Here is a 20,183-nt window from a genome sequence, read left to right as displayed (position 1 = left end):
TGGTGTTGTCGGGCGTGAACCGCGGCACCAATCACGGATTGATGGTAATCGGGGTCCCGTCCTGGATCATTGCATACAGATCCTCGATCTGGTCGTCGGTCACGGCGATGCAGCCGGCGGTCCAGTCCCGCAGATGGGGCGCCTTGGCCCGTCCTTCGGGACCCTGTCCGTGAATGAAGATGTCGCCGCCCGGGTCAACGCCAAGCAGGTTCGACGCGGCCACGTCGTTGGGATCGGGGTAGGACACGCCCAGGGACAGGTGATAGGCGCTGTCGGGGTTGCGCCGGTCGATGTAGTAGGTGCCCTCGGGCGTCTTGCCGTCACCCGACGCGGTCTTGTGGCCGACCGGCTCGTTTCCCAGGCCGACAGGATAGGCGCCGAGCAGCGCATCGCCGCTGAACAGCAGCATCTGCCGCGCCGACTTGTTCACCGTGATCTGGGTCACCGGCGGTCCGTCATAGGTCTTGAACTTGCTGGGGCCGCACGAAGCGACCATCGCGACGACCAGCGTGGCCCCGGTCAGGATGAGTGATCTGCGCATGTGTGCCTGCCCTCGCCTTTTCGCGTGAGTCTGCCGCTCCTGTCCGGCTGGCACAACTGCCACGAAGATCACGAAAGAACGAGGATTGCTGAAGCAGCGGATTGTGGTGGCAAGCGGGACATTTATGCTGCACGCCATGACAGACACGCCCATCGGCCCCGATCACCCCCTGCGCTACCCGCTGGTCAACGAACTGCACGCCCGTCCCAGTCCGCGGATCAAGGCGCCCTGTACGGTGGTGATGCTGGGCTTCAAGGAACCCCGCGACGCGGTAAATCGCGACAGGGGCCGCGATCTGGCCCATCTGGCCGATCTGACCCGCCGCCACGGGGCGCCGGATCCCCAGCCCGGCACCAGCCACTACACCGCGACGCTCGGCCGTCACGCCCTTCGATGGGAGGGCCATGCCGAGTTCGTCAGCTATACCGCCATCGAGCCCGGGTCACCGCCGCGGCCCTTTGACCCGGCACTGGCGGACATTTTTCCCGCCGACTGGCAGGCTCGCGCGCCGGGCAGGCGACTGGCCGCGGTCATGATCCAGGTCGAGATGCTGCCGGACGATCCCGATGAGGTGCTGCCGCTGGTGGAACAGTGGTTTGCGCCGGAAGGGCTGGCAGTCAGCTGGGTGCTGGACGGGGCTGGCGTGGCAGCCGGGGATTTCCGCATCGACCCGGCCGGATGGATGCGGTTCGCGGTGTTTGTCCCTCCGGGCATCGGACCGGGGCGGATCGGCCGGGTCGTGCAGCGGCTGCTCGAACTGGAAACCTACCGGGCCATGTCGATGCTCGGCCTGCCCCGGGCCCGCGACCTGACGGAACGACTGAACACGCTGGACCCCCGCCTGACCGGGCTGGTCGAGGGCATGGCCTCGGATGCCAGCGTGCCCGAGGCCGTGCTGCACGAACTGCTGGACCTGTCGTCGCGGCTGGAAGGGGCGGCGATGCAGCACAGCTTCCGGTTCGGCGCCACCGAGGCCTATGAGGCGATCGTTCATGATCGCATCGCCGCTCTGCGCGAGGATCGCTTCGAGGGGCGGCAGATGATCCAGGAGTTCATGGCCCGCCGCTATGAGCCCGCGATGCGGACGGTCAAGTCGGCGCGGCGCCGGCTTGCCACCATGATCGACCGTGCGGGCCGCGCGGGCGAATTGCTGCGCACCCGCGTCGACGTGCAGCGCAGCGCGCAGAACCAGTCGCTGCTGGCCCGCATGGACCGGCGCGCCGACCTGCAGCTGCGGCTGCAGCACACGGTCGAGGGCCTGTCGGTCGTGGCGATCAGCTATTATGCGGTGGGTCTGCTCGGTTATGCGGTGCATCCGGTCGCGGCAGCGGTGGGGATGGACAAGACGCTGTTGCTGGCTACGCTGACCCCGGTGGTCGTGCTGGGCGTGTGGCTGGCGATCCGTCGGATCAGGGCACGGCTGCATGACGGCCCGGATGGTCACTGAAGACGTCCCCGGAAGCGAGAGAGGTTCGCGATGAAGGTCATTATGTCACTTGCCGCGCTGATGGCGCTGTCCGCCTGCGGCATCCCCTTTGTGCCGCTGATCTGATCCGGCGGAATGGCACGTACGCTGCAGATGTACGGTCTGGCGCATTGTTCGACCTGCCAGAAGGCGCAGGCGGCGTTGACCGAGGCCGGCTGGACCGTCGCATTCCGCGACGTCGGCAAGGATCCACTGGACGACACCGAACGTCAGGCGCTGCTGCAGCGTTTCGGCGACAAGCTGGTCAACCGCGCCAGCCTGACCTGGCGGGGCATGTCCGAGGAGGAGCGCGCCGCCCCTGCCACTGACATGATCGCGGCCAAGCCGGCGCTGATGAAACGCCCGGCCATGATTGCCGAGGATCAGCACCTGCTGGGCTGGACCGCGAACGTCAAGCGGGCGCTTGGGGTCCCCGCCTGAGATCCTTCGCGGCATGACGCTCACGCGAGGTAGCGGTCGCGGCGGTGATTCACGGCGATGACCGCGTTCAGGATCACGGCGCCAAGAAAGGACCACGCGACCGTCGGCAGGTCGCGCAGCGTCAGCGCCAGCGCAAAGAGCAGCGCATCGAAGATCAGCTGCACCCACCCGGCCCGGAAGCCCGTCGCTTCCTGCACATAGAGCCCGACGATCCCGATGCCGCCAAGGCTGGCGCCGTGCCGGAACAGCGCCAGCAGGGCGCTGCCGGTCAGAGCCCCGGTGAGCACCGCGCCGACGAACGAGTCGACATGGCCGAAGACCAGATGCGCGGGCAGCCATGCCGTCAGCAGTGACAGCAGGCCGACGGCCAGGACGCTCTTGACGACGAAGGTCGTGCCGAAGCGGCGATATCCCAGCCAGTAGAAGGGCAGGTTGATCGCGAAGAAAACCGGTCCGAATGCCCAGCCGGTCGCATAGGAGATCAGGATGGCCGCACCTGCGGTCTGGCCCGTCACAAAGCCCAGATGGGTCAGCAGCAGGATCGCCACGGCCGCCATGAAACTGCCGTAGGCGATACCCTGCGCGTCCTCGAGCCGGCTGTGCGGCTTCGGCGGGTTCGGAACCCGCAGGGGCACCGGACCGGTGTCGAGCCCGTGGGGGGCCGGGCTCTGAGGGGGAGTGGATCGCTTGATCATGCCTGCGCTTAGCTGGCCGGGCGCATCACTGGCAAGCCGGCGCGCCGGAAACGGCCTTCAGTCAGCAGGTCGCCTCAGCCTCTCGCGGTCAGTTTCGCGCCGCGTCGGTGATCGCGTGCGTGAATGCCTCCGCGGCGTCACCGCCGGTTGCTGCCGCGTGATTGGCCGAGCGCGAGGACGCAGGAACAGCCCGGCGGAAGGCATCGTCGTCCAGTCTGCCGGCTTCATCGCTTAGAAGCGGCAGAACCGCATCCAGCCGGCGCCGCTGCTGCGCGTCGGACAACAACTCCTCATCGATCATCCCCGCCCCGTGCGCCTGCAGGACGTCCACCGCCGCTTCCGGATTCTGGCGCACATCTCGCCAGCCCCGCATCGCAGCCCGGACAAAGCGCACCAGTCGGTCGCGCATCTGCGGATCGCCCAGGGCATGATCCAGGACATAGAGACCATCCGGCAGAAGCGGCCCGTCCAGACGAAAGCTGACTAAGGCGTCGTCCGGAATGCCGGCCTCGGCAAGCTGGATCACCTCGTCGTGGCTCATCGCCGAGATGCACGAGGCGCGCTTGTCCTGCAGCTGCGCGATGCCGACATCCTGCGCGAGCAGGGTCACCCCGTCCGCGCCACCATCGGCCGAGATGCCGCGGCTCTGCAGCCACAACCGCAGCGGCACCTCGCTGCCATTCGGCCAGACCCCGATCGTGTGGCCGCGCAGGTCCGGCTCGGCCCCGCTGATGCCGCTGTCGGACCGACAGACCAGCCACCATCCGGAAACGGCAAACGGCTGCGCGACGTTGACGAGCGGCAGACCGGCTGCGCGGGCGGCCAGAGCAGTGGGCAGCGACTCGATGATGATGTCGGCGCCGCCTGCCGCAATGACCTGCACCGGGGCGACCGCGGGCCCGCCGGGCTTGAGGATGACGCTCAGCCCCTCGGCGCGGAAATGGCCTTTTGCCTGCGCCATCAGATAGCCCGCGTGCTGCGCCCGCGGCAGCCAGTTCAGCTGCAGGGTTAAGGGCTCGTCCGCGTGACCGGGGCGCGGCAGCAGCATCGTCCCGACGGCGGCAATCGTCAGGGCAGTTTTCCATCTCACCTGCAGGTCAGGCTCACGCCGCCGCCTTCAGCACCTCACCCAGCGTGCCGACCAGCTCGTCGATCTGCGCCTCACTGATGATCAGGGGCGGCGACATGGCGATGATGTCACCCGTTACCCGGATCATGATCCCCGCTTCGAACGCGCGCACGAAGACGTCGAATGCGCGTTTGCCGGGATGGCCGTCGATCGGCGCCAGTTCGACCGCGCCGATGAGGCCCATGTTGCGGATGTCGACGACATGGGGATGGTCGGCAAGTCCGTGCAGCGCCTTTTCCCAGTGAGCCTCCAGCGTCTTGGCCCGAGTCAGCAGCCCCTCGTCGGCATAGGTGTCCAAGGTTGCGATCGCCGCGGCAGAGGCGATCGGATTGCCGGAATAGGTGTAGCCGTGGAACAGTTCGATCACGTGTTCAGGGCCCTGCATGAAGGCGTCATGGATCGCCGAGGTCGCCAGCACCGCGCCCATCGGGATCACCCCGTTCGTCAGCCCCTTGGCGCAGGTGATCATGTCGGGCGTGACGCCGAAATGCTTGCTGGCGAAGGGCGACCCCAGCCGGCCAAAACCGGTGATGACCTCGTCGAAAATCAGCAGGATCCCGTGGCGAGTCGTGATCTCGCGCAGGCGTTCCAGATAGCCCTTGGGCGGCAACAGGACGCCGGTCGATCCGGCCATCGGCTCGACGATGACCGCCGCGATGGTGTCGCCGCCATGCAGCGCGATCAGATCCTCCAACTCGTCGGCCAGGTGCGCGCCATGCTTCGGCTGGCCGCGGCTCATCCGGTTTTCCGGCAAATGCGTATGCGGCAGGTGGTCGACGCCGTTCAGCGCCGTGCCGAAGAACTTGCGGTTGTTGACGATCCCCCCCACCGAGATGCCGCCGAAGCCCACGCCATGATAGCCGCGTTCGCGTCCGATCAGCCGCGTCCTCTGGCCCTCACCCCGGACCCGATGCCAGGCGAGGGCGATCTTCAGCGCCGTGTCCACGGCCTCTGACCCCGAATTGCAGTAGAATACATGGTCGATCCCGTCCGGCGCGATATCGACCAGCCGGTTGGCCAGTTCGAAGGCCGTCGGGTGGCCCATCTGGAACGCCGGCGCGTAATCGAGTGTGCCGGCCATGTCGGAGATGGCCCTGGTGATCCGGGGTCGACAATGTCCGGCGTTGCAGCACCACAGCCCCGAGGTCCCGTCCAGGATCTGCCGCCCGTCGGCGGAGGTATAGTGCATGTTCTCTGCGGCGACGAGCATGCGCGGCTGGCTCTTGAACTGCCGGTTCGCGGTGAACGGCATCCAGAACGCACGCAGGTCGTTCGGGGCGGGCTTGTGATCCAGGGCCATGATCTGTCTTTCCTGCTGGGACCCGGCGACGCTAGCAGCGGCAGGACGGCAGTCAAGCGATGGGACGCGGCAGATGCCCGCCGCGTCCGGATGAGACAGCCTATCTCATCCCCAGCGTGTGGGGCAGCCACAGCGAGATGGCGGGGACATAGGAGACCAGCATCAGGAACAGCAGCGCGGTCAGCAGCCATGGCATCGTGGCGCGGGTGACCTCTGTCAGGCCCATCCTGGACAGGGATGCCGCGACATACAGGTTCAATCCGACAGGCGGGGTGGCCAGCCCGACCTCCATGTTGACGACCATCATGATCCCGAAATGCACGGGATCGACGCCCAGCTTGACCGCTACCGGGAACAGGATTGGCGCCATGATAAGGACGATCGCCGACGGCTCCATCACCATGCCGACCACCAGCAGGATCACGTTCACGGCCAGCAGGAACCCGATCTTGCCCAGCCCCATGTCGGTGATGAACTCGCTCATCGCCTGGGGGATCTGTTCGCTGGTCAGGACAAAGGCGAACATCACCGCGTTGGTGATGATGTAGAGCAGCATGGCCGACATCGCGGCCGAGCTGAGCAGGACCTTGGGCACTTCGCGCAGCCTGATGTCCTTGTAGATGAACACCGCGACGAAGAACGCATAGACGGCGCTGACCGCGGCCGCTTCGGTCGGCGTGAAGATCCCGCCATAGATGCCGCCCATGATGATCACGATCAGCATCAGGCCCCAGACCGACGACCGGAACGCCCGCCAGCGGTCGCCCCAGCTGGCCCGCGTCATCCGGGGGTAGCCGTTGGAATAGGCCCGCCAGAACGTCGTCGTCCCCAGCATCATCGCCAGGATCAGGCCGGGCACCACGCCTGCCATGAACATCGTGCCGATGGAGGCGGCCATCACCGGCTCTCCGTCCGGGCCGGTCACGACCATCCCGGAGGTCGCGACCGAATACATGACCATCACGATCGACGGCGGGATCAGGATGCCCAGACCGCCCGAGGTCGCAATGATCCCGGTGCCGAAGCGGGTCGGATAACCCTGCGCGACCATCGCGGGGATGAGGATCGAACCGACGGCCATGACGGTGGCCGGGGACGATCCGGAGATGGCGGCAAACAGGGCGCAGGCCACGACCGAGGCAAGGCCCAGCCCGCCATACCAGTGCCCGACCATCGAGGTCGCAAAGTTGATCATCCGGCGGGCCACGCCGCCATGGGTCAGGAAGTTGCCGGCGAGGATGAAGAACGGGATCGCCATGATCTCGAACTTCTCGATCCCGGTGAACAGCTTCAGCGCGATGCTGTCCATGGGAATGTCGGCAAAGGCGAACAGGAAGCCGAAGACCGTCAGCCCCAGCGCGATCGAGACCGGCATGCCGGTGAGCAGCAGGACGCTGAGCAGTCCGAAGATGATGACGGGGGTCACGGGCGCGGCTCTCCTGCGGCAGTGGTGGCAGAGGCGCCTTCGTTACCCTGGCTCACCGCCAGCCCCTCGACCGCATGATCGTGGTGGGCCAGCTCTCCGGTCCGGAGATAGGTCCACAGCGCCTGCAGGAACCGAAAGCACATCAGGGCCGAGCCGACCGGAACCGCCAGATAGACGATCCACATCTTGATCTCCAGATCGGCTGACACCGACCCGGTGTGATAGATCTCGCGCACGAAATCGAACCCGATGAACGCCACCAGCGCCGTGAACAGGATGCACAGCAGAAAGGCGATCACCGTGACCGGCCGACGTTGTTCCGGGGACAGTCGCTCGACCAGCACGTCCACCCCGACATGGATGCCCAGCCGCACGCCATAAGCGGCGCCGAACTTGGCCATCCAGACGAACAGGTAGATGCAGGCTTCCTGCGCCCAGGTCAGCCTGATCCCGCTGACGGCGGAATAGAGGCTGCGACTGTTCTCGGCCAGCCAGGCGATCTCGTTCGTGCGCCCGTAGCGCATCAGGTCGGCGAGCCAGCCGAGCGAGAACCGATGGAGGACCGCGACAAAGATCAGGACCACCGCAGCCGCCATCAGCAGCGAGATGAAGATCTCCTCGAAGCGGTCGAGAAGGCGAAGCAACATCTGGGTCAGCCCCGAGCAGGATTAGGGGAAAGGAGGGTGGGCCAGCCGTCGGTGCATCGCAGCCGGCCCCTTCTCATTGTGTCAAGTCTACTGCGCGAGCGTTGCCTTGATCGAGGCGAGCAGCTCGGCCCCGAACCGCTCTGCCATTTCTTCATGCACCGGAACCAGCTTTTCCTTCCACGCGGCGCGTTCCTCCTCGGTCAGCTCGTGGAACTCGGTCGTGCCGGCATCCCGCATTGCCTGCAGCGCCTTGTCGTTCTCTTCCTTGGCGATGCCGTTTCCGTATTCGGTCGCCTCGGCGACCGCCCGGTCCAGCTGCCCCCGCACGTCGTCCGGCAGACCGTCCCAGAACTCCTTGTTCACGATCAGCGCGTAACCCAGATAGCCGTGGTCGGACAGGGTCGCGTGTTTCTGCACCTCGTGCATCTTCTGCGTGTACATGTTCGAGGGCGGGTTCTCGGTTCCGTCGACGACACCGGTCTGAAGCCCTTGGTATACCTCGGAAAAAGCCATGACCTGGGGCAATGCGCCCAGCGCTTCCATCTGCGCCTCCAGGATCTTGGACGACTGGATGCGCATCTTCAGCCCCAGGAAGTCGTCGGGCGACTGCAGGGGCGAGTTCGCGGACATGATCTTGAATCCGTTATCCCAGAACGCCAGGCCCTTGATGCCCTTTTCTTCCAGTCGGCCGAGCATCTGCTGGCCGATTTCGCCATCGGTCACCTGCCGCAGCTGGTCATAGCCGTCGAACAGGAACGGCAGATCGAACACCTCGAAATCGCCGATTCCCAGCGGGCCGAACTTGGCGAGCGACGGGGCGAGCATCTGGACCGAGCCGAGCTGCAGCGCCTCAAGTTCTTCCTTGTCCTTGTAGAGCTGGCTGTTCGGGTAGACCTCGACCGCGACCTTGCCCTCGGTGTACTGCTCGGCGAGTTCCTTGAACTTTGCGGCAGCCTTGCCCTTGGGCGTGTCCGGGGCGACCACGTGGCTGAACTTGATCGAGATGTCCTGCGCCAGGGCGGGCAGGGCCACACCGGACGCCAGCAGCGCGGTCAGGCATGTCTTCAGGATGCGGTTCATGGAAACTCCTCTGTCTGTCTGCGGGGCAGCATAGGCTGCGGCTGCTTTCCGCACCAGCGTCAACACCTGTCATTTGCGACAGCATTGCTGCGATCCGGTATCACGTCGGCGACCCGACGAGTGCCACCGACTGCTGGCACCTTGTGGCAGGGCAGCGACCCGGCCGCGTGGTCCCGCCGGTAAGCGGACGCATCAGCTTCTGGCGTAGACGTCCTCGTAGCGGATGATGTCGTCCTCGCCCAGGTAGGGGCCGGTCTGCACCTCGATCAGCACCATCGGCACCTTGCCGGGGTTCTGCAGACGGTGCACGGAACCCAAGGGAACATACACGGACTGGTTTTCCGACAGCAACGTGACCTGATCGTCGACGGTCACCCGGGCTGTACCGCTGACCACGATCCAGTGTTCGGATCGGTGCACATGGCTCTGCAGGCTCAGCGCCGCGCCGGGGTGGACGACGATCCGCTTGACCTGGAAACGCTCGCCCAGGACGAGCGTCTCGAACCAGCCCCACGGCCGGTGATCGCGGCGAAAGGTTTCCGCCTGTCGTGCGCCCTTGTCCTTCAGCGCTGCGACAGCCAGCCGGACGTCCTGGGCGCGGTTGCGATCGGCCACCAGCACGGCGTCATTGGTCGCCACGACCATGATGTCCCTCAGCCCGATCCCCACCACCTCCACATCGTCATTCTCGGATCGCAGCAGCACGTCGTCACAGTCGATCGCGGTCGAGCGGTCATCGACCACGACGCCGCGCGGCGCCGGGCCGGCGGCCTGGAGCTCGCGCCAGACCGCATCCCAGCCACCCAGATCGGACCACTTGCCGGCAAACCGGACCACGGAGAGGTTGTCGGCCTTTTCCATCACGGCGTAGTCGATGGACCGATCCTGGACCTGCCCCCAGGGGCCGGGCGCCAGACGCAGGAACCCCAGGTCGGGCCGGGCATCTGCAAGGGCGGTCTGCACAGGGGCGAGATAGTCGGGCGCATGCTGTTGGAACGCCTCGATCATGGTGCCCGCGGCGAACAGGAAAATCCCGGCGTTCCACAGGAAATTGCCTTCTTCCAGCATGCGCGCTGCCGAGGCGGCATCAGGCTTTTCGACGAAGCGTTTCAGATCGGCGGTCTCTGCCGACCCGTCGCCCGCGACCTCCAGATACCCGTAGCCGGTTTCTGGGCGGGTCGGCTGGATGCCGAAGGTGACGATCCGTCCGGCGCATGCCAGCGGCACACCGGCCGCGACCGCTTGGCGAAAGCCGGCGGCATCCGGGACGACGTGATCCGAGGGTGCGACCAGCAGCAGCGCGTTGGGTTCTTTTCCTGCCACGTACAGGGAGGCTGCCAAGACCGCAGGCGCGGTGTTCCGGCCATCCGGCTCGATCAGGATCGCCGCAGGATCGATCCCGCTTTCCGCCAGCTGTTCCGTGACGATGAACCGGAAGTCCGCGTTGGTCAGCACCACCGGCGCGGCATAGCCCGGTCCCGACAGGCGGCGCGCCGATGCCTGGAACAGGGTGCGATTCCCGATCAGCCGGGCGAACTGCTTGGGGAACGACTTGCGCGACACCGGCCACAGCCGCGTGCCGGATCCACCTGCCAGCAGGACCGGGGTCACGGTGGTGATCTGGTCGTCCTCGGTCACTGCGGCACTCCTCAGGCGCAAGCCTCTTCGGGTTCAGCGGGGCGCGCATGGGCAATCCGGTCATGGCTGCTCCGCAGCGCGGCGGATCACGGGTCTTGTCGCCGACAGAACCGCCGGACCCTTGTGGCCAGGATTGATGACACCGTGCAAGTGTCAATGAAAACGGCCCGCAAATGCGGGCCGCGCCATATCCGTCTCATCTGCACGAAAAAGGACCCGGTCAGCCGCCCCAGTTGCGGATCGGACCGCAATCCATGTGCACGAAATTCGAGCGCGTGTACTTCCCGACGCCGCCTGCCTTGCAGGTCATCGCCGCCTTGTACATCTGGCCGACGGAGCGCGACTTCAGACGCAGATCGGCCGCCTTGCCCTTTGTGTGCAACGAGTTGCGCGCCACACCCGAGCTGCGCGCCCGCAGCATCGCGTTGGTCTTCGGCGAGCGATAGCCCGACAGCATCATGTAGGGTTCGTTCGTCTGCAGCAGCCGGTGCGATGCAGCCGCCACGTCGATGGTGCGCGGGTCGATCCCGATCACCTGTCCGGTCCGCCAGTCCCGCATCAGCACGTTGATCTCGTTCAACGCGTCGCGGATGTATTTCCCTTCGACCCAGTATACGGTGTCGATGCTTTCCCCTGTCCGCCCGGAGTACATCCGGATCCGGCGATAGTCACCGGCCCCACGGATGATCCCGAACGCGTTCGCCATCACGGGTGCTGCAGCGACCGAGGTAGCCGCAAACACGCCGAGGAGGCCGCGACGCGATAGTTCGAAGGTCATGTTCTGATCCGCCTGTCCTGCGTTCGTTCTGCTTGCCATCGTGATGGCCGGTCCGATTTATTCCGGAACACCTAACAGTATGTCACCGTACCGCGAGCCGCGAAACCCGGCTGTTTACAGCCCTGACGGGAATTTGCCACAATCGGCAAAAATCTGCCTACGGACAAAAGATGCGGAACCTTTCGGAAACGAGGCTCCGTGTAACGTTGGGTGAACAGCGACTATTCACACGAGGCCGATCCGTGCCAAGCTTCCAGCGCAGACATGTTCGCCCTGATTTCGGGGTGATAACCGCCGCAGCGCTGTTCGCCTGCTGGTTGAGTGGCGCCGGACAGGCGGCCGCGGCGCCGGCGCCGCGAATCGAGTTCTCGTCAGCCGAATGGGCCTTTGCCGAGGCGATCGCAATCGAACCCGGACTGGCGGCGTTCTATGGCGGCCGCAACCTCGACCCCGTGTTCTCGGGAGCCGCCGGCGCCGCCCGACGCATCGCACTGCTGGCCGCGATCGAGCGCGCATCGATCCACGGTCTGCCGCCTGCGCGCTACCGCGGTCCGGATCTGGAGCGCGTCCACCAGGCTGGCGCGAGCGGAGCGGACGCCGAGCTTGCCTTTGCCATGACGTTCGCCCGATGGGTCAACGATGTGACCGGCGGGATCGTCCAGCCGGACCGCGTCGACAGCGGGATACACCGCGACGTGCGGCGGCCGCCCCTGGACGAGGTGCTGGCGACGTTCGCCGGCTCGAACGATCCCGCAGAGGCGTTGCGGCTGATCGAGCCGCGTGATCCTCGCTATCGTGCGCTGCAGGCTGCGCTGGCGGAACTGCAGGACGAACTGCCCGCGCCCGGCACGCCGCCAGTTCCCGCTGGCTTGTGGAGACCCGGGGACCGGGGCCCGGCGATCGTGGCTTTGCGCGGACGTCTGGCGGCGCTGGGCTTGTCGGCGGGCGACGGCGAGATTTTCGACGAGCCGCTGTCCGCCGCCGTCCGGCAGTTTCAGGATAGGGCAGGTTTGCAGCCCGACGGGATCGCGGGGCCGCAGACCATCGCACAGCTGAACCACGGGGACGAGACGCGGCGAAAGGCGCTGCTGATCGCCTTGGAGCGGATGCGATGGATGGGTAGCCACGACCTGTCGGCCCGCCATGTGTGGGTCAACCTGCCGGAGTTCACCGCCCGGGTGGTCGAGCACGGGCAGACCATCTTCGAAACCCGCGTGGTGATCGGCAAGACCGACCCGAATCTGCGCACGCCCGAGTTTTCCGACCAGATGGAATACCTGGTGGTCAATCCCGCCTGGAACGTTCCCCGATCGATCACCATCGCTGAATACCTGCCCCGGCTGCAGCAGAACCGCCATTCAGTGGGTCATCTGGACGTCGTGGACCAGCGCGGAAGGGTTATCCCGCGCGACCAGATCGACTTTGCCAAGTACACCCCGCGCAGTTTTCCTTATCGCATGCGGCAGAAGCCCGGCGACGACAATGCGCTGGGTGAGGTGAAGTTCATCTTCCCCAATCCCTGGAACATTTATCTGCACGACACCCCGACCAAGGGGCTGTTTTCCGAACGCCGCCGCACCTTTTCACATGGTTGCGTGCGGGTCGGACGGCCGCAGGAGCTTGCCTATGAATTGCTGCGCGGACAGGTGGCCGATCCGACGGCGACCTACGCCACCGCATTGCGCTCCGGACGGGAGCGCTGGCTGCCGCTGGAGCCCACGATCCCGGTGCATCTCGTGTACTTCACCAGCTTTCCCGACGATGACGGAAGCATCCGCAGCTATCCGGACATCTACGGCCGGGACGCGCGCCTGTGGGAGGCGCTGCAGGAGGCCGGACTGGAAACCGGTGACGGCGGCGGTTAACACCGCGGGCGAAAGGAATCCGGATGACCGTGACCCTGGCCGAACTGGCCCGTGCGCTTGACGCGCAGCCCTGGGGCGATGCTGCGATCCGCATCACCGGCGCGGGCGAACCGTCCGAGGTGGAGCCGGTCGAGGGCGGCACCGGACGCATTGCGCTGGCCATGGCGCCGAAATATGCGCAGGCCCTGCGGCCCGGCAGCATCGCGCTGCTCGCCCAGGGAATGGACCCCGACGCCTACGGGCTGACCGCAGCGGTTCTGGTCAATCGCCCCCGGCTGGCGATGGCGGGTCTGACCCGGACGTTCGACCAGGGCCCCGATGCCTGGCCGGGGATCCATCCGTCGGCGATCATCGCGCCCGATGCGGAGATCAACGATCCTGTCTCGATCGGGCCCTTTGCGGTGATCGGCGCCGGGGTGCGCATCGGCCGGGGTGCCCGGATAGGCGCGCATGTGTCCGTCAGCCGCGGGACGGTGATCGGGGACGACGCGCTGATCGGGGCGGGGGTCCGCATCGGCCATCACGTCACCGCCGGCGATCGGCTGATCGTGCAGCCTGGTGCGGTGATCGGCAGCGACGGGTTTTCCTTTGTCACACCCGAGGAGTCGGGGGTCGAGGAAATCCGCAGGACGCTCGGCAGCAGGGGCGAGGCGAGATCCCAGCACTGGGTCCGGATCCATTCGCTGGGCGGGGTCGAGATCGGCGATGACGTCGAGATCGGCGCGAACGCGACGATCGACCGCGGCACGATCCGCGCCACCTCGATCGGGTCGGGTAGCAAGCTCGACAACCAGGTGCATGTCGGACACAACGTGCAGATCGGCGCCGATGTGCTGATGGCCGGGCAGGTGGGCATCGCCGGATCGTCCCGCATCGGCGACCGGGTGGTGCTGGGTGGCCAGTGCGGCGTCAGCGACAACATCTTCGTCGGCGACGACGTGATCGCAGGTGGCGCCAGCAAGATCTTTACCAACGTTCCGGCCGGCCGCGTGGTGCTGGGGTCGCCCGCGACCCGGATGGACACGCAGGTGGAAATCCAGAAGGCGACCCGTCGACTGCCGCGACTGGCCAGGCAGGTGGCCGAACTTCAGAAAACGGTCGCAACACTGACCGACGGGAAATGAGGGTTGTCAGATGGCACTGGACGTCCATGACCGGATCGTGACGATCATCGCGGAACAGGCGATGCTCGAGCCGGGCCAGATACATGCGGAGATGAGCCCCACCGATCTGGGGATCGACAGTCTCGGGATGGTCGAGGCGCTGTTTGCCATCGAGGAAGCCTTCGACATCTCGATCCCCTACAATGTCAATGAACCCGTACAGTCGGACTTCGACCTGAGGTCGGTCGGGTCGATTAGCTCGGCAGTGGCAAAGCTCGTGGCCGCGAAGGGATGAGCGAAGGCGAGGCGCCGGGCACGACCGCCAGTGCCGGGCGGCAGTCCAAGTCGGCTGGTCCCCCCGTCCAGGCTGCCCCCGTCCGGTCGCAGCCGGCGAATTCGAGTGGGCCGCGGCGGGTGGTGATCACCGGTGCGGGGACGGTGAATGCCCTTGGCCTGGATGTCCCCTCCACGCTTGCCGCCTTTCGGGAGGGGACATGCGGGATCACCCCGCTGAATTTCCGGGACGTGGACCGACTGACCATTCGGATCGGGGCGCAGATCCACGACTGGCGGCCCGAGACCTGGTTCAGCCGCCAGCAGATCCTTCTCTACGACAAGTTCACGCAGTTCGCCCTGCTCGCCGCACGAGAGGCGGTGGCGCAATCGGGGCTGGCCTTCGACGGCGAACTCGGACTGGCTTCGGGGGTGGTGATGGGTACCGCCGGCGGCGGACTGCACACCTCTGACGAGAATTATCGGGCCGTGTATGAGGAGGGCAAGAACCGGGTTCACCCGCTTGTCGTCCCCAGGCTGATGCACAACGCGGCCGCGAGCCATCTCAGCATGGAGTTCGGCCTGCGCGGCCCCGCATTCACGGTGTCGTCAGCCTGTGCGAGTTCGAATCACGCCATGGGGCTGGCCTTCCAGATGATCCGGTCTGGCGGCGCCCGGGTGATGCTGACCGGTGGGTCCGAGTCGATGCTGTGCTTCGGCGGCGTGAAGGCGTGGGAAGGGCTTCGGGTCCTGTCGCCCGACGCCTGCCGCCCGTTCTCCGCCAACCGGAACGGCATGGTCCAGGGCGAAGGTGGGGCGGTGTTCGTGTTCGAGGAATATGAGCATGCCCGCGCACGCGGGGCCGAGATTTTGGCGGAGGTGGCCGGATTCGCGATGACCGCCGACGCAGAGGACATCGTGATGCCCTCGGCCGGCGGAGCCGGGCGCGCGATCGCCGGCGCGATGCAGGACGCAGGGCTCAATCCCGATCAGATCGGCTACATCAACGCCCACGGCACCGGGACGGCAGCCAATGACAGGACCGAGACCGCCGCCGTCATCCACGCCTTCGGCGACCATGCCGACCGGCTGATGATCTCTTCGACCAAGTCCATGCATGGGCATGTGATAGGCGGAACCGGAGCTGTGGAACTGCTTGCCTGCATCATGGCCCTGCGGGACGGGGTGATCGCCCCGACGATCGGTTACCAGCAGCCCGACCCTGAGTGCGGGCTCGACGTCGTGGCGAACGCGGCGCGGGACGCGCGGGTCGATGCGGTGTTATCGAACGCGTTTGCCTTTGGCGGGTTGAATGCCGTGCTGGCGCTGAAGCGCGTCTGAGGCGCAATGCCCTCGTATCCGGCGAGATGGGAACTGGCAGAAACGAGTCGTTAACCAGTTCATGGCAGACTGGTCTGGTGGTCGCGCCGAAAGCGTCAGATCACCTTCAAAGGGAGACGTTCCGGCGGTCCCGGTGCCGCGTTGGCAGACGCGAAGCCGGATCGCCGGAACGCATTGCCCGCTGCAGGGGTGAGGTCTGCGCCCCTCGCGCAGATCCCTCGGCCCGTCTTTTCTTCCCCCCATCCATCCCCTATCCCGTGCACCAGACGACGAAGGAGCGGGCCATGGCCAAGATCACCTATATCGAATGGAACGGCACCCGGCACGAAGTCGAGGTGAAGCCCGGCATGACTGTCATGGAAGGCGCCCGCGACAACAACATTCCGGGAATCGAGGCCGATTGCGGGGGCGCCTGCGCGTGCTCGACCTGTCACGTCTACGTCGATCCGGCCTGGGTTGACCAACTCCCACCGCGCGACCCGATGGAAGAGGACATGCTGGACTTTGCCTGGCAGCCCGATCCGGTCCGGTCCCGCCTGACCTGCCAGATCAAGGTCACCCCCGCGCTCGATGGCCTTGTCGTCCAGATGCCGGAAAAACAGATCTGACCGCGGCGGCGAGTCTGCAGCACAGCCCTTCTGCATCAGGCGGTGGACCTGCCATGACCGACCTCGTTCTGACCGTCGCCTGTCCGACCCGCCGCGGCATCGTTGCGGCGGTTGCCGGTTTTCTGGCGCAGCATGGCTGCAACATCACGGATTCGGCGCAGTTCGACGACCAGCAGAACGGCCGCTTCTTCATGCGCGTCAGCTTCCGGTCCGAACTGGGCGAGACCGCGGACCAGCTGCGTGCGGCGTTCGCGTCGGTCGCCGACGAGTTCGGGATGGCCGCCGAATTCCATGAGGCCCGCCACAGGATGCGCGTGCTGCTGATGGTATCGAACTTCGGCCATTGTCTGAACGACCTGCTGTATCGGTGGCGGATCGGGGCGCTGCCGATCGACATCGTCGGCGTCGTGTCGAACCACCTGACCTACCAGAAGGTGGTGGTGAATGCCGACATCCCGTTCCACTACATCCGGGTCACGCCCGAGACGAAGGAAGCAGCAGAGGCGCGGCTGCTGGACCTCGTTGAGGAAAGCGGCGCCGAGCTGGTGGTGCTGGCGCGTTACATGCAGGTGCTGTCCGACCAGTTCTGCAGCCGCATGGCCGGCCGGATCATCAACATCCACCACTCCTTCCTGCCCAGCTTCAAGGGGGCAAACCCCTATCGGCAGGCCTATGAACGCGGGGTCAAGCTGATCGGTGCCACCGCGCATTACGTCACCGCGGATCTCGACGAGGGCCCGATCATCGAGCAGGACACCGTGCGCGTGACCCACGCGCAGTCACCCGCTGACTATGTCAGCCTTGGCCGCGACGTCGAGGCGCAGGTGCTGGCCCGCGCCATTCACGCCCATATCCATCACCGGGTCTTTTCCAACGGCAACAAGACCGTCGTCTTTCCGGCCAGCCCCGGCGGCTACGCGTCAGAACGAATGGGTTGAACAGGCGCCGCAACCGCCAGAGGCGGTTGCGTTCAGGATGCGCGCGGGTCCGGCGGAATCATAGACCCTGCAGGACCCGCCGGGCAGGCCCGCACCCCGGGTTCAGGCGTCGGCGCGGGCCTGTCGCTTGCGCTCATGCGGGTCCAGATGCCGCTTGCGCAGCCGGATCGCCTTGGGCGTGACCTCGACCAGCTCGTCGTCGTCGATATAGGCGATCGCTTCCTCGAGGCTCATCCTAACCGGGGTGGTCAGGCGCACCGCCTCGTCCGTGCCCGAGGCGCGCACGTTGGTCAGCTTCTTGCCTTTCAGCGGGTTCACTTCCAGGTCGTTGTCGCGGGAATGCTCGCCGATGATCATGCCCTGATAGACCTGCTCCTGCGCGCCGATGAACAGCTTGCCGCGCTCTTCCAGGTTCCACAGCGCATAGGCGACGGACACGCCATCCTCCATCGAGATCAGTACACCCTGACGGCGTCCGGCGATCGGGCCCTTGTAGGGGGCCCAGTCGTGGAAGATGCGGTTCAGCACCCCGTTGCCGCGGGTATCCGTCATGAACTCGCCCTGATAGCCGATCAGCCCGCGCGACGGGACATGGGCGACCAGCCGCGTCTTGCCGTGACCGGCCGGACGCATCTCGACCAGATCACCGCGGCGTGCGCCGGTCAGCTTGTCGATGACGGCACCGGTATAGTCGTCATCGACGTCGATGATGACCTCTTCGATCGGCTCGAGCCTTTCGCCATTCTCCTCGCGGAAGATCACCCGCGGACGGCTGATCGAAAGTTCGAAGCCCTCTCGGCGCATGTTCTCGATCAGCACGCCCATCTGCAGTTCGCCCCGGCCCGACACCACGAAGGCGTCGCCGCCCGGCGTGTCCTCGACCCGGATCGCCACGTTGGTTTCCGCTTCGCGCATCAGCCGTTCGCGAATGACCCGGGACTGGACCTTGGTGCCGTCCCGCCCGGCTAGCGGGCTGTCGTTGATGCCGAAGGTCACGCTGATCGTGGGCGGATCGATCGGCTTGGCCTGCAACGGCGCATCGACCTCGGGGGCGCACAGCGTATCGGCCACCGTCGCCTTGCTCATCCCCGCCAGCGTCACGATGTCGCCGGCCCCGGCCGAGTCGATCGTGGTCTGGGTCAGGCCGCGGAACGCCAGGACCTTGGAGACGCGGAACTGCTCGATTCGTTCGCCTTCACGCGACAGCGCCTTCAGCGTGTCGCCCGCGCGCACGGTACCGGCCTCGATCCGACCGGTCAGGATCCGGCCGATGAACGGGTCGGCGCCAAGCGTGGTGGCCAGCATGCGGAACGGTTGGTCCTGCTGAGTCAGCTGCGCGGGCGGCGGGACGTGGCGCAGGATCAGGTCGAACAGCGCCGACAGGTCCTTGCGGGGGCCATCCAGCACCTCGTCGGCCCAGCCGCCGATCCCCGACGCATAGACATGCGGGAAATCCAGCTGCTCGTCCGTTGCACCCAGATTGGCAAACAGGTCGAAGACCTCGTTCAGGGTCTGGTCGGGTTCGGCCGCGGGCTTGTCCACCTTGTTCAGAACGACGATCGGCTTCAGCCCCAGTGCCAGGGCCTTGGACGTCACGAACTTGGTCTGCGGCATCGGCCCTTCGGCCGCGTCGACGAGCAGGCAGACGCCATCCACCATCGACAGGATCCGCTCCACCTCGCCGCCGAAATCGGCGTGGCCAGGGGTGTCGACGATGTTGATGCGGGTGCCCTTCCACTCGACCGACGTGGCCTTGGCCAGGATCGTGATCCCGCGCTCACGTTCGATGTCGTTGGAATCCATTGCCCGCTCGGCCACGGCCTGGTTCTCGCGGAAGCTGCCGGACTGCTTGAGCAGCTGATCCACGAGCGTGGTCTTGCCATGGTCCACATGGGCGATGATGGCGATGTTGCGGATGTCCATGGGGGCGCCTTCCAGAGTTGCGCGGCCCCGTTAGCGCAGCAACAGGCTGAATGCCAGCCGAAAGCCTGTCGGCCGGCTGGCGTTCGTCAGGTGATCCCGGTCGGTGGTGGCCCGCGCCTCGGTGACGGGCGATCCACCGACCCTGCCGCGCGGACCGTCAGCGCAGGCCCAGCATGGACAGGATGAACAGCACGACAACAATCAGGCCGACGATGTAGATGATCGAATTCATGTCAGGGTTTCCTCTGGTGACTTGGGCCGGCAAAGCGCGGCGTGGGATGTCAGGCCAACAATCCGGCGAGCGGCGTGGTTCCCTGCCTTGACGAGTCGGCAGCTCGAGCCGCTTCTTCCCGCATTCACCGCGGCTTTGGATCCGTCGTCGTGCATGCCGCGGGTCCTGCGCACCCCACTGAGCAACACCGTCGGATTGGCGCGCAAACCCGGTGACGGGATCAGCCCAGTTCGAATTCTGCCCCCGCGGACCGCAGCACCAGTCGCCCATCTGACCCGGTCTCCGCCGCCTCGACCAGGCGGTAGAACGTCTTGCGGTCGATCAGCGCATCCAGCCCGCGGCGCACATGCACATAGGGGCGCGGCGTTCGATCGGGATCTTCGACGCGGATCGGATTGTCGGGACCGGCGGTCACCCGATCCCCGACATTGGTGGCAAAGGTGATGCTGTCCGGCGTGATGTCGGCATCGATCGCCAGAAAAGGGGCGTCCTCGACCGTGATGCCCAGCTTTTCGACCGGCGTGACCAGGAAGAACCGATCCCCCTCGCGCTTCAGGACCGAAGCGAACAGCCGCACCATCTCGGGCCGGGCGATCACCCGCCCCTCATGCACCCAGGTTCCGTCTGCCCGGATGGTCAGATCCATTTCGCCGCAGTAATCCGGGTTCCACAGATGCACCGGGGCTGGACCCTTTCGGCTCGCCTCACTGGCGGCCGCGGCGAGAGAACTCACGGTTTTGTCACTGTCCTGTGCCATTGG

At 66.1% G+C, this 20,183-nt stretch carries 19 protein-coding genes; 8 read left to right on the top strand and 11 right to left on the bottom strand.

Annotation, left to right across the window (positions count from 1 at the left end):
* Positions 1–31: 31 nt before the first annotated feature.
* Entirely contained in the window at positions 32–541 is a 510-nt protein-coding gene (locus Q0938_RS02940; RefSeq protein ID WP_299358967.1) for a L,D-transpeptidase family protein, read from the bottom strand.
* Positions 542–677: 136 nt separating this feature from the next.
* Here Q0938_RS02940 and Q0938_RS02935 point away from each other — a divergent pair, with 136 nt between their 5' ends.
* Together Q0938_RS02935 and Q0938_RS02930 are read left to right on the top strand one after the other, a co-directional pair.
* Positions 678–1,988: a DUF3422 family protein gene (locus Q0938_RS02935; RefSeq protein ID WP_299358965.1), complete on the top strand. Its 1,311-nt coding sequence runs from the start codon at positions 678–680 to the stop codon at positions 1,986–1,988.
* 114 nt (positions 1,989–2,102) lie between these two features.
* Positions 2,103–2,447, top strand: a complete 345-nt coding sequence (locus Q0938_RS02930) for an ArsC/Spx/MgsR family protein (protein WP_299358963.1) — start codon at positions 2,103–2,105, stop codon at positions 2,445–2,447.
* Between the two features lie 20 nt (positions 2,448–2,467).
* On the opposite strand, the gene Q0938_RS02925 is transcribed toward Q0938_RS02930, so the two are convergent.
* The 8 genes from Q0938_RS02925 to Q0938_RS02890 form a co-directional block, all read right to left on the bottom strand.
* A complete protein-coding gene (locus Q0938_RS02925) occupies positions 2,468–3,142 on the bottom strand; it encodes a YitT family protein (protein ID WP_299358961.1) in 675 nt (224 codons plus the stop codon).
* Positions 3,143–3,230: 88 nt separating this feature from the next.
* Positions 3,231–4,232, bottom strand: a complete 1,002-nt coding sequence (locus Q0938_RS02920) for an ABC transporter substrate-binding protein (RefSeq protein ID WP_299358959.1) — start codon at positions 4,230–4,232, stop codon at positions 3,231–3,233.
* Positions 4,233–4,245: 13 nt separating this feature from the next.
* Entirely contained in the window at positions 4,246–5,571 is a 1,326-nt protein-coding gene (locus Q0938_RS02915) for an aspartate aminotransferase family protein (protein ID WP_299358957.1), read from the bottom strand.
* A gap of 100 nt (positions 5,572–5,671) precedes the next feature.
* A complete protein-coding gene (locus tag Q0938_RS02910) occupies positions 5,672–6,997 on the bottom strand; it encodes a TRAP transporter large permease (protein WP_299358955.1) in 1,326 nt (441 codons plus the stop codon).
* Positions 6,994–7,644, bottom strand: coding sequence for a TRAP transporter small permease (locus tag Q0938_RS02905; protein WP_299358953.1), 651 nt, complete (start codon positions 7,642–7,644; stop codon positions 6,994–6,996). The genes Q0938_RS02910 and Q0938_RS02905 overlap by 4 nt, the downstream gene beginning before the upstream one ends.
* Before the next feature lie 87 nt (positions 7,645–7,731).
* The gene (locus tag Q0938_RS02900) at positions 7,732–8,724 is read right to left on the bottom strand and encodes a TRAP transporter substrate-binding protein (RefSeq protein ID WP_299358951.1); all 993 of its coding nucleotides are present in this window, start codon (positions 8,722–8,724) and stop codon (positions 7,732–7,734) included.
* A gap of 192 nt (positions 8,725–8,916) precedes the next feature.
* Entirely contained in the window at positions 8,917–10,362 is a 1,446-nt protein-coding gene (locus tag Q0938_RS02895; protein ID WP_299358949.1) for a mannose-1-phosphate guanylyltransferase/mannose-6-phosphate isomerase, read from the bottom strand.
* A 220-nt stretch (positions 10,363–10,582) separates the two neighbouring features.
* Positions 10,583–11,140, bottom strand: coding sequence for a DUF882 domain-containing protein (locus tag Q0938_RS02890; RefSeq protein ID WP_299358947.1), 558 nt, complete (start codon positions 11,138–11,140; stop codon positions 10,583–10,585).
* Between the two features lie 284 nt (positions 11,141–11,424).
* Between Q0938_RS02890 and Q0938_RS02885 the strand changes: the two genes are divergently transcribed.
* From Q0938_RS02885 to purU, 6 genes are all read left to right on the top strand, one after another.
* Positions 11,425–13,005 carry a L,D-transpeptidase family protein gene (locus tag Q0938_RS02885; RefSeq protein WP_299358945.1) on the top strand — a complete coding sequence of 527 codons (1,581 nt, stop codon included), beginning with the start codon at positions 11,425–11,427 and terminating at the stop codon, positions 13,003–13,005.
* Between the two features lie 23 nt (positions 13,006–13,028).
* Positions 13,029–14,129, top strand: a complete 1,101-nt coding sequence (gene lpxD, locus Q0938_RS02880) for a UDP-3-O-(3-hydroxymyristoyl)glucosamine N-acyltransferase (RefSeq protein ID WP_299358943.1) — start codon at positions 13,029–13,031, stop codon at positions 14,127–14,129.
* 16 nt (positions 14,130–14,145) lie between these two features.
* A complete protein-coding gene (locus tag Q0938_RS02875) occupies positions 14,146–14,403 on the top strand; it encodes an acyl carrier protein (protein ID WP_299359591.1) in 258 nt (85 codons plus the stop codon).
* A complete protein-coding gene (locus tag Q0938_RS02870; protein WP_299358941.1) occupies positions 14,400–15,722 on the top strand; it encodes a beta-ketoacyl synthase in 1,323 nt (440 codons plus the stop codon). Before Q0938_RS02875 ends, Q0938_RS02870 begins: the two co-directional genes overlap by 4 nt.
* Before the next feature lie 284 nt (positions 15,723–16,006).
* The gene (locus Q0938_RS02865) at positions 16,007–16,330 is read left to right on the top strand and encodes a 2Fe-2S iron-sulfur cluster-binding protein (protein WP_299358939.1); all 324 of its coding nucleotides are present in this window, start codon (positions 16,007–16,009) and stop codon (positions 16,328–16,330) included.
* A gap of 53 nt (positions 16,331–16,383) precedes the next feature.
* Entirely contained in the window at positions 16,384–17,268 is an 885-nt protein-coding gene (gene purU, locus Q0938_RS02860) for a formyltetrahydrofolate deformylase (RefSeq protein WP_299358937.1), read from the top strand.
* A 102-nt stretch (positions 17,269–17,370) separates the two neighbouring features.
* Here the strand turns inward: purU and typA are convergent, their stop codons facing one another.
* Positions 17,371–19,191, bottom strand: coding sequence for a translational GTPase TypA (gene typA / locus Q0938_RS02855; protein ID WP_299358935.1), 1,821 nt, complete (start codon positions 19,189–19,191; stop codon positions 17,371–17,373).
* 452 nt (positions 19,192–19,643) lie between these two features.
* On the bottom strand, positions 19,644–20,180 hold the full coding sequence (locus tag Q0938_RS02850) for a DUF1285 domain-containing protein (protein ID WP_299358933.1): 537 nt from the start codon (positions 20,178–20,180) through the stop codon (positions 19,644–19,646).
* Positions 20,181–20,183 lie beyond the last annotated feature (3 nt).

Source organism: uncultured Paracoccus sp., assembly GCF_947496875.1.
Classification (GTDB): domain Bacteria; phylum Pseudomonadota; class Alphaproteobacteria; order Rhodobacterales; family Rhodobacteraceae; genus Paracoccus.
This window is presented reverse-complemented; position numbering and strand designations above follow the sequence as displayed.